The sequence below is a fragment of the Micromonospora sp. NPDC049801 genome, from assembly GCF_040656575.1.
GTDB lineage: Bacteria > Actinomycetota > Actinomycetes > Mycobacteriales > Micromonosporaceae > Micromonospora.
Window position 1 is genome coordinate 1 of sequence record NZ_JBFAMS010000030.1, and the last position, 13,366, is coordinate 13,366.

The 13,366-nt window shown below is 71.4% G+C and carries 13 protein-coding genes; 2 read left to right on the forward strand and 11 right to left on the reverse strand.

Going from position 1 to position 13,366, the window contains the following annotated elements:
* Positions 1 to 366: 366 nt before the first annotated feature.
* Both AB0I89_RS32470 and AB0I89_RS32475 read left to right on the forward strand, forming a co-directional pair.
* Positions 367 to 936: a WHG domain-containing protein gene (locus tag AB0I89_RS32470; protein WP_357134539.1), complete on the forward strand. Its 570-nt coding sequence runs from the start codon at positions 367 to 369 to the stop codon at positions 934 to 936.
* An 84-nt stretch (positions 937 to 1,020) separates the two neighbouring features.
* Complete coding sequence (locus AB0I89_RS32475) at positions 1,021 to 2,199, forward strand: GDSL-type esterase/lipase family protein (RefSeq protein WP_357134541.1); 1,179 nt, start codon at positions 1,021 to 1,023, stop codon at positions 2,197 to 2,199.
* Positions 2,200 to 2,345: 146 nt separating this feature from the next.
* On the opposite strand, the gene AB0I89_RS32480 is transcribed toward AB0I89_RS32475, so the two are convergent.
* From AB0I89_RS32480 to AB0I89_RS32530, 11 genes are all read right to left on the reverse strand, one after another.
* Positions 2,346 to 2,909 carry an RICIN domain-containing protein gene (locus AB0I89_RS32480; protein WP_357134543.1) on the reverse strand — a complete coding sequence of 188 codons (564 nt, stop codon included), beginning with the start codon at positions 2,907 to 2,909 and terminating at the stop codon, positions 2,346 to 2,348.
* Positions 2,910 to 3,033: 124 nt separating this feature from the next.
* Positions 3,034 to 4,218 carry a radical SAM protein gene (locus tag AB0I89_RS32485; protein WP_357134544.1) on the reverse strand — a complete coding sequence of 395 codons (1,185 nt, stop codon included), beginning with the start codon at positions 4,216 to 4,218 and terminating at the stop codon, positions 3,034 to 3,036.
* A 93-nt stretch (positions 4,219 to 4,311) separates the two neighbouring features.
* On the reverse strand, positions 4,312 to 4,542 hold the full coding sequence (locus AB0I89_RS32490; protein ID WP_355047752.1) for a hypothetical protein: 231 nt from the start codon (positions 4,540 to 4,542) through the stop codon (positions 4,312 to 4,314).
* Between the two features lie 203 nt (positions 4,543 to 4,745).
* The gene (locus AB0I89_RS32495) at positions 4,746 to 5,702 is read right to left on the reverse strand and encodes a hypothetical protein (protein WP_357134546.1); all 957 of its coding nucleotides are present in this window, start codon (positions 5,700 to 5,702) and stop codon (positions 4,746 to 4,748) included.
* 65 nt (positions 5,703 to 5,767) lie between these two features.
* Positions 5,768 to 8,299, reverse strand: a complete 2,532-nt coding sequence (locus tag AB0I89_RS32500; protein WP_357134548.1) for a CHAT domain-containing protein — start codon at positions 8,297 to 8,299, stop codon at positions 5,768 to 5,770.
* Position 8,300: 1 nt separating this feature from the next.
* A complete protein-coding gene (locus AB0I89_RS32505; RefSeq protein WP_357134549.1) occupies positions 8,301 to 8,789 on the reverse strand; it encodes a hypothetical protein in 489 nt (162 codons plus the stop codon).
* On the reverse strand, positions 8,786 to 9,397 hold the full coding sequence (locus AB0I89_RS32510; RefSeq protein ID WP_357134551.1) for a sigma-70 family RNA polymerase sigma factor: 612 nt from the start codon (positions 9,395 to 9,397) through the stop codon (positions 8,786 to 8,788). The genes AB0I89_RS32505 and AB0I89_RS32510 overlap by 4 nt, the downstream gene beginning before the upstream one ends.
* Before the next feature lie 4 nt (positions 9,398 to 9,401).
* Complete coding sequence (locus AB0I89_RS32515; protein WP_357134554.1) at positions 9,402 to 10,571, reverse strand: S8/S53 family peptidase; 1,170 nt, start codon at positions 10,569 to 10,571, stop codon at positions 9,402 to 9,404.
* Positions 10,572 to 10,881: 310 nt separating this feature from the next.
* A complete protein-coding gene (locus AB0I89_RS32520; protein WP_357134555.1) occupies positions 10,882 to 11,316 on the reverse strand; it encodes a hypothetical protein in 435 nt (144 codons plus the stop codon).
* Between the two features lie 140 nt (positions 11,317 to 11,456).
* The gene (locus AB0I89_RS32525) at positions 11,457 to 12,599 is read right to left on the reverse strand and encodes a hypothetical protein (RefSeq protein ID WP_357134556.1); all 1,143 of its coding nucleotides are present in this window, start codon (positions 12,597 to 12,599) and stop codon (positions 11,457 to 11,459) included.
* Positions 12,596 to 13,168 carry a sigma-70 family RNA polymerase sigma factor gene (locus tag AB0I89_RS32530; protein WP_357134557.1) on the reverse strand — a complete coding sequence of 191 codons (573 nt, stop codon included), beginning with the start codon at positions 13,166 to 13,168 and terminating at the stop codon, positions 12,596 to 12,598. The genes AB0I89_RS32525 and AB0I89_RS32530 overlap by 4 nt, the downstream gene beginning before the upstream one ends.
* Positions 13,169 to 13,366 lie beyond the last annotated feature (198 nt).

A 13,366-nucleotide genomic window follows, 5' to 3' on the forward strand; every position in this document is an offset into this window, starting at 1 on the left:
CGGATACCGGTGTTGTATCCGGACGAAACCGCAACGCCGCCGGTCGTCGTCCGGGCCCGCCGCAGGCCGGCCAGTTCTTATGAAACAGGCCCTAGTCCGCCAGCACGGCGGCTGCTCTGGCTCGTAGCGACCGGCGCTCCAGGGCGGGGGGCGGCCAGACCAGCCAGTGTCGTCGCCCAACTCGGCGAATCGCTGCGAGGGCTCATCCTCGTGTGCGCCCACGATCCCTGAACCGCTCCTGGCACTCCCCGTTGCGCTGACGCGCAGACGACCAGGCGGAATGGTGCGTCAGTCGCAACCTCACGACCGATTTGCCTACAGGTATTAGGTAGAAGCATAATATCTGTAGGCAGATAGGGGAGCGTGATGGATAGACCAGGACTGACGCCGGAGCGTCTGACCCGAGCGGGGGCGGAACTGGCCGACGAGGTCGGCTTCGACCAGGTCACCGTCTCGGCGCTCGCTCGACGGTTCGACGTCAAGGTCCCGAGCCTGTACTCGCACCTGAAGAACTCACAGGACCTCAGGATCCGCATCGCGCTGTTCGCGCTCAAGGAACTCGCTGACCGCGTCGCCGATGCCGTCGCCGGTCGAGCCGGCAGGGACGCGCTAGCCGCGTTCGCTGACGCCTACCGCGACTACGCCAGGGAACACCCGGGCCGCTATGCCGCCACCCGGCTCCGGCTCGATCGGGAAACGGCGGCCGCCAGTGCCGGTGTCCAGCACGCGCAGATGGCTCGGGCGATCTTGCGGGGTTACGGGTTGGACGAGCCGGACGCGACCCACGCGGTCCGCATGTTGGGCAGCGTGTTCCACGGCTACGTCAGCTTGGAGCTGGCCGGCGGTTTCGAACACAGCGCTCCCGACGCGCTGGAATCCTGGGAATGGATCGTGGATTCGCTCGACGCGGTGTTACGCACCCGCAGCACTCGCTGACCCGACGACGGCCGCACCACCGCCAGCGCTTCGCAGCGCGGCGCGCCGATGAACATCGAGATCTCGATCGAGAGGCTTGAGGCAATGCCCACCGAACACCAGTGGATCACCACCCCGGTCACCGCGGGCCTGGTGCGCGGGTTTGTCGATCTGGAGGCGACCGCGCGCGGTCTACTGCCGCACCGACTGACCGCCCGGGCCCGCCAGCAGATCCCCGACGACCAACTGGCCATGGCCGAGGCCCAGCCGTCCGGCGTACGGCTGGCCTTCCGTACCCGGGCCACCACCATCGAACTGGACACCCTGCCCACCAAGCGGGTCTACCAAGGCTTCCCGGCCCCACCGGACGGCGTCTACGACCTGCTGATCAACGGGCGCCTGGCCGCGCAGGCGTCGGTGCCCGAAGGCAACGTCCGGACGGTTACCAACATGTTCACCCAGACTTCCGTGCTGACCGAAGGGCCGTCCGGCACCGCCCGCTTCGCGGGTCTGCCGGAGGGTGAGAAAGACATCGAGATCTGGCTTCCACACACGGAGATCACCGAGTTGATCGCGCTGCGCACCGACGCGCCCGTTGAGCGGACCCCGCCCACCGGAAGCAGGACGTGGCTGCACCACGGCAGTTCCATCAGCCACGGCTCGAACGCCACTCATCCCACCGCCATCTGGCCAGCCCTGGCCGCGGCCGAGGGCGGCGTGGAGTTGGTCAACCTGGGATTCGGCGGGAGCGCGCTGCTCGACCCGTTCACCGCCCGCGCCATGCGGGACATCCCCGCTGACCTGATCAGTGTCAAGATCGGCATCAACATCGTCAACAGCGACGTGATGCGTCTGCGCGCCTTCACCCCTGCGGTCCACGGCTTCCTCGACACGGTCCGCGAGGGGCACCCGACCACACCACTGCTGGTCGTGTCCGCCATCCTGTGCCCGGTGCAGGAGGACACGCCCGGTCCCCTCGTGCCGGACTTCGAGGGCGGGACGCTGCGCTTCAAGGCCACCGGCGATCCGGCCGAACGCAGCGCTGGGCGGCTGACCCTCAACGTCATCCGTGACGAACTCGCCCGGATCGTCGAACAGCGCTCGGCCGAAGACCCGAACCTGCACTACCTCGACGGACGTGACCTCTACGGCGAGGCGGACTACGCCGAACTCCCACTCCCCGACGAGGTGCACCCCGATTCCGCCGGACACCGCCGTATCGCCGAGAACTTCGCGCGGCTCGCGTTCGGCGACGGCGGCCCCTTCGCCACCAAGACCGGCTGACCGCCTGTCGCGCGCCGAGCAGCGGCGGACGAGGTGGCGGCGTACCCGCGGGCGCTCCCCCACGAGGCCAACTCGGGCGACGTCTGCGCCCGTGCCCAGCCTGCCGGACCCTGACCCCGCCAGACCTCGTCCGCCCCGGTCACCCACTACCAGGCGCGCAAGACCCACTGCTGGGCGGGGGTGCTGTTACAGGGCCATTGCCACACGGCGTTGCCTGCGACGGGGTCGCCCCAGGGAACATCGACGCACTGCCCGGTCTGGAGGTTCCGTAGCGCGTACCCATTCGCTCCCGGTACCTGCGTAGCGGACCAGAGCTGCCGCGCGACGCCCAGGCAGTCCCACAGTTGTAGCGTCTGGCCCGCTGCCGGGTTACCCCAGGGCACGTCGAGACACTTGGGGCCCTCTGCCGACCAGAGCGAGCTGACAAGCTGGTAGTAGACGACGCCGTTCCACCTTCCCTCGTAGACCATCGTCCACTTCTGGGCCGGGCCGTCGTAGCAGGGCCACTGCTTGATCGCCGTGCCGTTGGCAGTACTGGAGTACGACACGTCGATGCACAGGCTGCCGAAGGGGTACTCGCTGGTAGCCGAGCTCTGGGATCTGAATGAGTATTCGGCGGCGGCGCTCGCAGGTGAGACGGCCACCAGGTTGGCGGCTACGAGTCCGACGCACACCGCGAGCACCGTGGACGTCCGGTTGAGGATGTTCATGAGCATTCCTCTCGGCTGGAGGGGGACGACATCGATGAAGGGGCGGCCGGTCGGCATCAGATACGTCCGCTACAGCGCGGGCGAGGACCGGCCTCAGGTGGGGAAGGGGTGCCGATCGGCAGGGTTACAGGCGCCCACTGGTGTAGAGGTAGTCCAGCAACCGTCCGTCGACCCGGTCCTGGAAGGTGTCGGCCACCGCCGCTTCCGGTTGTTCGTACTCGTAACCGCAGCGCACCCAGCGTTCCGGGACGCTGGCCACGTCCAGGTACCCCTCGTCGATGCTGCCCACCTCGAAGCCGGGCTTCCCGGCCGACTGCCAGCAGCTGAAGAGTTGACCGTCGGCGTTGACCACGGCGCCGTGCCGGCCTCCGGGCACCGAGCAGATGTGGCAGGTGGTTCTCATGCTGGGTCGGACCACCCGGAAACCCGCCTCCAACGCGGCGATACTCCAACTCGCGAACGCGTCGCTCACGGTGTCGATGTGCCGCATGGTGTTGTGGTATCCGAAGCCCGCGTCGCCCACCCAGGCGAACGTCACCGTGCACCGGTCGGGGCTCAGGCCGGTGGCCAGTTCCCCGACGAGGTCGGCGATCCGGTCGAAATTGTGGTGCGACACGTTCACCCGCAGGTTCCAGTTCAGCCCGGTGACCTCTGTCGCACAAGCGACGTTGCGAACGATGGTGTCGAAGGTGGGCGCGCCGGACCGCTTGACCCGGATCTGGTCATGATCCGCCCGGCTGCCGTCGAACGTCACCTGCACGCCGTTGAGACCCGCCGCGTACAGCTCACGGGCCAACCTCGGGGTCAGCAGAACGCCGTTCGTGGTCATCGCGCACTGGTCGAGCCCGATCGCGCGCGCTCGGTCCAGCAGGGTGCGGCAGCCCCGGGGATTGAGCAGCGGCTCACCCCCGAACAGCAGCAGGTACAGGCGATCCAGCTCGCACTGACGCATCCGGTCCCGGGCGAAGGTGATGATGCGATCGACGGTGTCAGTGTCCAGCCAGGCCCGCCGGATCCGCGGCGGCCGTGCGCCGCCCGTGTCGTCCACCCCGGTGTTCTGGAAGCAGTAGGCGCAGCCGAGGTTGCAGGTGGTCGTGGTGAGCACGGTCAGCGAGAACGAGACCGGCACGCGCGGCTCGAACGCCCCCGTGCGGCGGAGGAAGCCCGTGGTGGCAGCGTCCACCGTGCCGTCCGACCCCACACACTCCGGGCGCAGCAGGGTCCAGGTCTGGTTGCCGATGAACCACCAGCCGTGTTCGCTGCGGATCAGCCGCGGTGCGTCGATGTCATCCAGGCGGGTACCGATCATGGCTCTTCCTTCCAGCGTTGGTCCTGATCGTCGGGTCAGCGGGGCCTGTCGGTCGTTCACAGTCGCCGACAGGCCCCGCGGTGCTGCCCCCGGCTAGGCGTTCGGGCCGGCGTCGCGCTGCAACGTGACGTTCTCCGGCGCGCCGATCTGGATCCCGCAGGAGGCGTCCGCGATCTGCGCCGCGCTGCGGTTGGCGAGAACCCGGCTCACCTCCGGCGCCCCGATCTGGACGCCGCAGGCGGCGGCCTCCTCAACGGAGACGTCCGGCCCCCGGTTGACGAGAATGCCCTCCAGCTCCTCGGCACCGATCTGAATACCGCACATCTGGCCTGCTCCCTTCTCCGGCCGGAACGGCTTCCCGCCGGTCTTGGTGAATACGTGGCGGCAGGGCCGGTAGCAGATACCGATCCGTCGGACTCTCTCCCGACCGAGTGCCGCCGGTCAGCGACGGTGTCCGCGATGGAGGTCTGCGGATCTGCGGCGCAGGCGTCCCCGCCGGCCCCCGTGGGACCGCGCACGGGGCCGCCTCAGTTGTCCGGGCACAATCCGGTAGCCCGGACCGGCTGAGCGCTGTCCAGATAGGCCGCAGCTATCCAGCCGGTGTCGCCGAGGACGGTCGTCCGGGCCCACGCGTTGTCGCCCTTGACGGCTTCCCCGGTGCGGTAGCAGGTCACCCGGCCCAGCGTGCCGTCGGGCACCTTGCGCAGCACCCGGTCACCCGTGGACGGGCCGGCGCGCAGCGACGCGTCGGGGCGGGCCTTCACCGCGACGAGCCGCCCCTCGCCGGGAACCAGGCCGTCCTGGAGCCCCCGGCAGGTGAGCGCCGACGAGCCGATCCACATGATGGTGTAGTCCTCGCCGGCACGTCGCTGGTGGCTGGTGTCGAAGCAGTACGCGGGGCTGTCCTGATCCGGTCCGATGCCCTGGGTGGCCAGATTCAGGAGCGGAATCTGTTTGATCAGGAAGCAGGCGGCCGTGTCGGCGACCGCGCCGAGGCGGCCACGGACGACCGCCACCACGCCGACCGCCCAGGAGTCGCGCCGGCTCTGGTAGATCCGCACCGCCAGCCGGTCGGTCTGGTAGGCGCATTGGACGGCGTCGTTGACCTGCCCGAGCCGGTCGGCGAAGCGGCCGAGGTTGTCGAGGAACTGGTCGACCCGGGGCCGTTGCCCCGGCACGATCCGTCGGGTCACCTCACTGACCAGGTCGACGTACGGCAGGCAGGGGTTTTCGACCGAGGCGTAGCTTGCCTCGTCCAGCTGCGGAAGCAGTCCGCCGCTGCGGGTGCCGGCCGGCGGGCAGCCGCCGCCTCCGGCGATCTTCGCGAGGCCGTCGGCCGTACCCGGGCGGTTCTCGGCACCGCTGCTCGCCGCGCCGCCGTTCGTGCGGCATGCCGTCAGGAGACCGGCCGCCAGGGCGAGCACGGCGAGGCCGGCGGCGAGACCCGCCCGGCGATGGCGCTTCTTCACAGTGTGGTCAGTCATGCCTGGATGGGGGGCCGGACGGCATCCTGGATACCTGCCGTCGGTGCGACTCTGGCGCGGTCGGCTCAGCCGGCACCGAAACAGACGAAGCTCGAGGGCTGATTGCCGCGTACGGCCTCAGCCAGTGCTGCCGCCGGCAATCGGCCCGCGACGACCGCCCGATGATAGGCCGCCATGATCTCCATGGCCGCCTCGTCGGCGACCCGGCTGACGCTCGCGACGACCGTGGCGGTGCCTGCGGCGAGCAGGGCGGTCGGCATGCCGAGCGCCTCGTCGCCGTGCCGCACGTCGGTCAGGCCCAGGTCGCAGCAGGACAGGACCACGGTACGCGGCGCGTTCCGCAGTTCCTGCACGTCGTATCCCAGCAACGGGCCGCCGGCCAGCTCCAGCGTGGAGAACAGCGGGTTCTCGGTCTGGTGCTGCCCATGCGCCGCCACATGGGCGAGGCCGGCGCCGGCCATCGCCGCGAGGGTCGCCGCCGGGGTCGCCTCCGCCCCGGCGAGCAGAACGGCGCCCGGGTGCAGCGACGCCACGACCCGCGCCTCCGCCTGCCCCCGGGGGATTCCCGGTCCCGCCACCACCGTCACCGCCGCCGACCCGGCCGTGGGCCCGCCTGCCTTCAGGCGACGCCGGGCGGCCAGCCAGACCCCGACCGACGGCGTCACCGTGACCGGCCGGGACACGCACGCTGGCAGGGCATGCCACGGCGTGGTCAGCAACAGCCCGGTCGGGACCAGCACCAGGTCCCGGTCGCCGACCAGCGCAAGCACCGGGTCGAGCAGCATCGACTCCACGTGGTCGGCGTCCTGCCGCGTAGCGGCGCGGACCACCGCCGCCAGCCGGGCGGGCATGGACCGGCCCGCCTGCGCGTCCAGGTCGGCGCGTAGTCGTCGTACCGCCTCCTCGGCCAGGCCGCGGTCGCCAAGTACCACCACCGAGGTCGCCCGGTCAGTGACCACCAGCGCGCGCAGGATGTCCCCGGCGGCCACGTACACCACGAGCGCCGCGCCAGCCAGCTCCGCCGTCACGGCGCTCAGCGGCGCCGGCGTCGTCGGCGCCGCGTCCCGGGGGCCCGGCGTCGCCCAGGCGCGCTCCCGGATCATCCGCTGGAGCGCCTCCAACCGACTGTGGAAGGCCAAGGTCGGGCGCCCCGTGAGTTCTGCCTGCCGGACGCGGTGCTGTAGCTGGCGCAGCTCTTCCAGCGCCTCGGCGGCGACCGGGTCGTCGGGCGGCCGCACCGGCGGCAGCAGCAGCGCCTGGGCCCGCGCCCGCTCGGACCACCGGTAGACGGCGATGGCGGAGCCCTCTGCCAACGCTGCGGCGAGCCCCGCCCGGGCCAGGTCGCGGCCGTGCACCGCGGCCCCGGTCTGCAGGTCGGCGCAGCCGAACCGGGCGCGGTGCCGGTGCAGAGCAGCCATTCCGGCCAACAGACTCCGCCGCGCCTCGGCCGACCGGCCGGCCGAGGCCGCCACCTCCGCACGGGCCATGTGCCAGAGCAGGCGCGTGTCGAGCCGATCGGTCCGTCGCGGTCCGGACTGTCGCCCGATCAGCTCCGCCGCCCGGCGGGGTCGGCCCGCGGCCACCAGCGCCCGGGCCTTGACCAGACCGGCGACCCGAGCATCCTCCGGCAGCCCGAGCCGGGCCAACCGGCCGGCCAGCACCCCGGCGCGCCGGGCCACCGTCGCCTGGTCGACCTCGCCGACCGCCTGGTCGGCGCGGAGCTCGAACAGGGCAGCCAGGGCCGCACGGCGGACGTTCGTACGGCCGAGGAAAGCGACCCGGGCACGTCGGGCCCACCGCGCGGCAGCGACCGGTTCGCCGGCAAGCAGGGCCGCCTCCGCACGAACCTGAAGGGCATCGGCGTACGTGTGTCCGAGCTGCTGCTGCGCCGCCCGCTCCACCGCGCTGGCGAGTTGCCGTTCGGCCTCGCGGTACAGCCCGGCCGCGACCAGCGCGCGAGCCCGTTCCACGGCCAGGTTGGCGAGCCGGCCCGGCGCGAGCACCTGGTAGTCGGCGTCGGACTGGGCGAAGGCACGCAGCGCGGCGGGCAGGTCACCGGCGATCACGTCCAGACAACCCAGGTTCGTCCGCGCCATGGCCACGTGCAGACCGAGCCCGTACCGGGCGGCGACCTCCGCGCAACGCCGCAGGTCGGCGCGGGCGAGCCGGACGTTGCCCGCCTCCACGTGCACGAGGCCGCGATTGTTGAGCGCCTTGACCAGATCAAGCGGGTAGGTGAGGTCGCTCAACAGGTCGATGGACTCGTCGTACTGACTAAGCGCCTCCGCGTTACGGCCGCTGCGCTTGAGGAGCAGGGCCCGCTGGCCGAGCAGGATCGGCCGCTGCGGCGCAGCCGCGAGTGCCTCGGCCTCGTCCAGCAGCCGAAAGCCCAGCTCCACCCGGCCTCGCTCGGACTCCGCCCAGGCGAGGCTGATCAGCAGGCGGACGTGGATGTCACGCAGGGCCGGGTGGCGCTTGGCCAGCCGTAGGCCCGCCCGCAGTTCGCGGGCAGCCCGCCCCGGCTGACCGGCGTCGCTCGACGCCAGGCCCGCCGCGTGCCAGCGGATGGCCCGCCGGGCGAGGGTGGCCGGGCGCATGTCACAGGGTGAGGGCCGGCGTGACCACCTGCGGCGCGTGCTCACCCCGCGCCGGGTGCACCACCACCTGCGCCAGACCGTGCGGCACGCCGTCCAGCACAAACCGGCCCGACGCGTCGGACTCCACCGTCCGGGGCGGGTCGGGCGCGGGGTACCGCAGCTCGACCCGTACGGCGGCGCCCGGCGCGAGCCAGCCGTCGATCCGGACCATGCCGTCGGACCGGTCCACGATCGTGATCATCACGGTCCGGCTCTGCGCGTCGAACGTCAGGGTGCGGGTCCGTTCCGTGCCCCGCACCGCGCCGACCAGTTGCTCTTCGCGCAGCCGAGCAACCTCCCGGTCGACGTCGTCGAGGGCCAGCACAAGGCGTACCCGGTCGTCGAGGTCGGACGGCGGCGGGTCGAGCCGGGTGAGCACCGCGGCGAGCTGGTCCAGAATCGCCTGGTCCAGGTCGTCGAACGGCTGGTCGGCGGGGTCCGGGGCGGTCATGTCGGGCTCCACGTCGAGTCGGCGGTCAGCATCTCCCGCAGCTTCGCCAGGCACCGGCCGCGGGTCGGCCCGATGCTGCCGCGCGGCATGCCCAACGCCTCGGCCACCACTGTGTAGTCCGGGCGCTCGACGTGCGCGACGATCCGCAGCAGCGCCCGGCACCGCTGTGGCAGCCGCGCGACGTGCCGCCACAGCGCCCGGTCACGTTCGTCGGACAGCAGCAGGTCGGCCGGGCCGGGATCCGGGTCGGGCGAGGACTCCAGCCTCGCCGCATCGTGCGGCGTCTGCCGCTGGGCGAGCCCACGCACCCGCCAGGACTCCCGGCGGGTGGTGGTCACCAGCCACGCGGTGAGCGCGTTCGAAGACCGTATGGTGTGCAGTCCGCGTACCAACTCCAGCCAGGTCGTCTGGACGACGTCGGCGGCCTCGTCGGCGTCGAGGCCCTGTGCCCTGGCGACGTGCCACAGCAGCGGGTTGAGGTCCCGAACCACCTCGTCGAGGGCGTTCCGGTCGCCCGCCCTGGCTCGGTCGAGGCGCTCGCCGAGGCGTGCCGCGCGGTCGGTCGACGCGCCCGCGCGCTCCACCGGGGTCTTTGGCAGATTGGACATGGCGTCAGTCCGGCAGCCGCATGGGAGCCGGCGCCAGCCTCTGGGCGAGCTGACCCGCGTACCGGGCCGCCGCGAACGACGTACCGCTCCAGTAGGCGTACGCGCCCAGCGCGGTGACCGGCGCCGTGGACAAGGGCATGAGGCTCACCGTGTTGGTGCCCGCGCGCCACTGGCGCACCCACACCCCGTGGTTGCTGTATGGCGCCCGGGTGGTCGGCGAGGCCTGGGCCCCGACGCTGATCACCGTAAGAGTCGGGTCGGCCGCGAAGGCAGCCGGATAGACCGGGCTGTCCGTACCGTCGTTACCGGCCGAGGCGACCACCGGAACGCCCCGGTCCGCCAACCGTTTGAGCGCCTGGCGGACGGGCTCCAACTCTTCGTCCTCACCGGCACCCGGACGGCCGAACGCGGTCAGCACGACGTCGACCCGCTGACCGTCGTCGACCCGGTCCGCCAGCCAGTTCATCGCGTGCGCCGCGTTCAGGTCGCTGACCCGACCGGCGTCGCTCATTACCCGCAACGAGAGGATCCGCGCGTCGGGCGCCTCAAGGCGGACCAGTCCGGCGAGGAAGGTCCCGTGCCCCCAATGACTACCGAAGTCCGGCTGCTCTGTCTCCTCGCCGCGGCTCTCCTGCCCGGCAACCGCCGGAATGGCGCGCGGCGGCGTCCATCCCTGCGCCTCCTCCCAGTACGGCTCGCCGCCGGCCTCGGCCAGCCAGTCGTGCTCGCGTACCCCGGTGTCGAGCAGCGCCACCACGGGTCGCCCGGCCGGAAACTGGCTGGCCGGGCGCCGGGCGGGCTTCGGCGGCATCACGTGCTCGGGCGCCGCGAGCCAGGCGATGGTCCCGTGCCCGCTCTTGCAGCCGCTGGCCCCGAAGTACGGGTAGAGATTCGCCTCCACCCGGGCGTCGTCCTCCACGGTGGCGGCCGTGCACTCGTAGTCGGGCAGACACTCCGGCACGTCGGCGTCGGCGTCGGATCGGCCGGCCAGTCGGCGGCTGGCCCGGGCCACGGCCACCGGGTCACCCTGAACGGGCAGTTCGACCAGGTCGACAGCGGGCGGTGTGGGGGCGGCCGGCGGGGACAACGGCCGGCCCAAACCGGCCTCGGCCAGCAGCCCGTTGAGTCGCTCGACTGTCTCCGGGCGCTCCACCACCCACGCCGGCACGAGCACGACGTCAGGACGGTAAGGGGGGCGCGACACCTGTCCTCCCGGTACTACAGCCGACTCACTCAGGGCCGCCCCGCGCGCGGCGCGGGTCGGTGGTCACCAGCCCAGTTGAGCACGTTCCGCTGCCGCAGCCAATGGCCCGGCCGGCGCATCGACGATAGCCATCCGACGTGTATCTCGGGGATCAACCCGCTCCCTTATCACGGATGGGCCTGCGCCTGCGGCGTCGGCGCGGGACGCCCCCGCCGGGCTGAAGTCCGACCTTGAGGTGCCCCACACCTGCCAACCGAATACGGCAGAAGCCGGATCCCCGCTAGGTGTTCTGTCCATGGACGTTGGTGACAGGGGTGGGGACCCCGGTCCGAACCGCCTCGATGAAGGCATCAGGTGGCAGGTAGCGATGCTCTTCGACGTAGTGGCCGATCAGGGCCGGTGCGGCGAAGTTCGTCCCGTCCACGGCGGTGAGCCAGATCTCGCCGTTTCCGCGCGCGACATCGGGAGCTTCGTGAAGGCGGATGTCGGCCCGAATCAGGCGCAGAGGCTCGGCCGCTCCCGGGCAGAACTGGCAGTAGTGGTGCCCCCGCATGAGCCGCACTGGTTCAGCGCCGAGCCGCGCCAGGCGATCTCGAACGTCTCGCGGGCACGCTCCTTCGGTGAAGGGCATGCTCGAATCCAGCCAACCGACGGCAATGGCGTCCGGGGCGCCCGGGTAGTAGTCATAGGGCGCCAGGTCCGGAATGTACGTCACGCGTCGATCATCGCAGTCGGGCACCGGCCGTGCGAACAACCGAACGACGGTGCGAGCCGCCTGAAGGCGGCCCGCACCATCGACCGAACGCTGGGCGCGTCACGCCCGTGCCGGGATGCTGGTGGGTGGAAGTCCCCGGCCTAGAGGCGGGCCTTCGTCACGCGGGAGGATTCGTACGTCGTGGAGGCCCGGGGTAGGCCCGGCACGGTGGATACGTCCTTGACCAGCATGCCGGTCGTGGCGTCAACGGTCAGCACCTCGCTGCCCTCGCCGCCGAACACCTCGGGGCCGGCGGTGATCGTCAACGTGGCCCTGCCCTGGGTGGTGGAGTTCTCGACGCTGACCGCGGGGATGGTGGACAGCAGACGTAGCACACCGGCCCGGACCTGGGTGTTGCCGTCGCCAGCGGACAGCGCTTGGGTGCTGTACGTCCACAGGGCGTTGTCGAAGTGCCGCTGAACGGCCTGCGGGCTGTACGGCTTCGGCTTGGCGTGGCCGCCCTTCTGCTTGATGATCACCTGGGCGTCCGCCTGCTGCTTGTCCCACGCCGCCTGCTGCGCTGCGGGGTCGAGGCCCACCAGCGGATCCTTGGCTGCCTTGAGCATCCGGGTCCGGCCGTCGGCGGGGCTGCTGTCCGCTGCGGCGACGGCTGCCTTGAGCAGCGGTGCGTAGCCGCCGTCCGTCATCTGGTCCTGGTGACGGGCGATCGCACGCTTGATGTCCTTCACGCTGTTGCCGGTATAGATCTCGTGACGGTCGGTGTACAGCGTGTAGACGACCTGCATGGTCTTGGTGCCGTTGACCTGCGTCGCCTTCACCAGCCACGCGTCGCCGGCCGGCGGGGTGACCGTCTTGATGGAACCGGCCAGGGTCATCAGTGGCGCGCGCTCAGCGGACCCGTCGGCGGTGGTCGAGCCCGAGGTGGCGGCCGACGAAGCCTGGCTGGCCTCGGTGCCTCCGGTCGCCGAGGAGTTGAGCACCACAGCGACGACCGCCGCTGCGGCGGCAACCCCCACCCCGGCGCCGATACCCCATCGGCCCGCGATACCGATCCGGCGGCGGCGCTGAAGCGCCGGGCTGGATGCGTCGTCCCGCGTGGTTGTCGTCGTTCGCATGGTTGAAGGTGCCTCCACAGTCGTGTCCTCCGCTGATATCGCGCCCAGCCGCACGGTTGCGGGGTCGGCCATGGCCGCCCGCAGCACCGCCCGCGCCCGCTGATACGCCTCCGGGCGTAGTGGTTCCGCGCTGCCCAACGCACCGACCAGATCGAGCTCGTCGGTCACCGGTGTCTCTCCTTCGCGCTGTTGCGGTCCTTCAGAAGCGCGGACACCCCGGGCGCGTCGCGCAGTGCCGTCCTGGCCTGGCTCAGCAGCCGCCGCGCGGTGCCGGCCGGTATGCCGAGTGCCCGCGCGGCGTCGGCTGCCGTCAGGTCCTCCCAGGCGACGAGCCTCAGGACCTCCCGCTCTTCTGGTTTGAGCCGCGTCAGGGCGGACCGGAGCACCGCCCGGGCGTCCACCCCGAGGTCCACCGCCGACCACGGATCCCACCCGGTAGCCGTGTCCGGCACGTCAGCTACCAGGTCCTCGGCGGGCCGGGACCGCCAGTAGCGCCGCAAGCGGTTCAACGCCACCCCGTACAGCCACGGCCGCGCATCGTTGTACGACCGGTCGTACGATCGCCGCGACTCGAACGCCGCAACCCAAACCTCGCCCAGGAGATCCTCAGCCGCATCCCGCCCCGCCCGGCGAACGAGGTACGAACCGACGGCGGCCTCATGACGCTCGACCACCTCGACGAAGGCGTCGACATCGCCATCCAGCGACCGGCCTATCAAATCGGCATCCGAAGCCATGGCCCTCCTCGGCACAGTCCGCGCTCCACCCTGACATTGCCGATCCGGCGAAAAAGTGTTCAGGCGCCAAGATCCTCACACCTTCGGGGATGTTGTTGCCTCAGCCGCGGCGGAAGCAGCAGCATCCCCGAAGTTGCGCGGATCTTGATGACGGTGCCCGGGGGCGCGGCTGCCAGCCCACATCGGCAGCCTCCCGGC

Bases quoted from the DNA above. Each gene is read 5' to 3' on its own strand.
- AB0I89_RS32470 (WP_357134539.1), top strand. From the start codon at position 367: ATGGATAGACCAGGACTGACGCCGGAGCGTCTGACCCGAGCGGGGGCG.
- AB0I89_RS32475 (WP_357134541.1), top strand. From the start codon at position 1,021: ATGCCCACCGAACACCAGTGGATCACCACCCCGGTCACCGCGGGCCTG.
- AB0I89_RS32480 (WP_357134543.1), bottom strand. From the start codon at position 2,909: ATGAACATCCTCAACCGGACGTCCACGGTGCTCGCGGTGTGCGTCGGA.
- AB0I89_RS32485 (WP_357134544.1), bottom strand. From the start codon at position 4,218: ATGATCGGTACCCGCCTGGATGACATCGACGCACCGCGGCTGATCCGC.
- AB0I89_RS32490 (WP_355047752.1), bottom strand. From the start codon at position 4,542: ATGTGCGGTATTCAGATCGGTGCCGAGGAGCTGGAGGGCATTCTCGTC.
- AB0I89_RS32495 (WP_357134546.1), bottom strand. From the start codon at position 5,702: ATGACTGACCACACTGTGAAGAAGCGCCATCGCCGGGCGGGTCTCGCC.
- AB0I89_RS32500 (WP_357134548.1), bottom strand. From the start codon at position 8,299: ATGCGCCCGGCCACCCTCGCCCGGCGGGCCATCCGCTGGCACGCGGCG.
- AB0I89_RS32505 (WP_357134549.1), bottom strand. From the start codon at position 8,789: ATGACCGCCCCGGACCCCGCCGACCAGCCGTTCGACGACCTGGACCAG.
- AB0I89_RS32510 (WP_357134551.1), bottom strand. From the start codon at position 9,397: ATGTCCAATCTGCCAAAGACCCCGGTGGAGCGCGCGGGCGCGTCGACC.
- AB0I89_RS32530 (WP_357134557.1), bottom strand. From the start codon at position 13,168: ATGGCTTCGGATGCCGATTTGATAGGCCGGTCGCTGGATGGCGATGTC.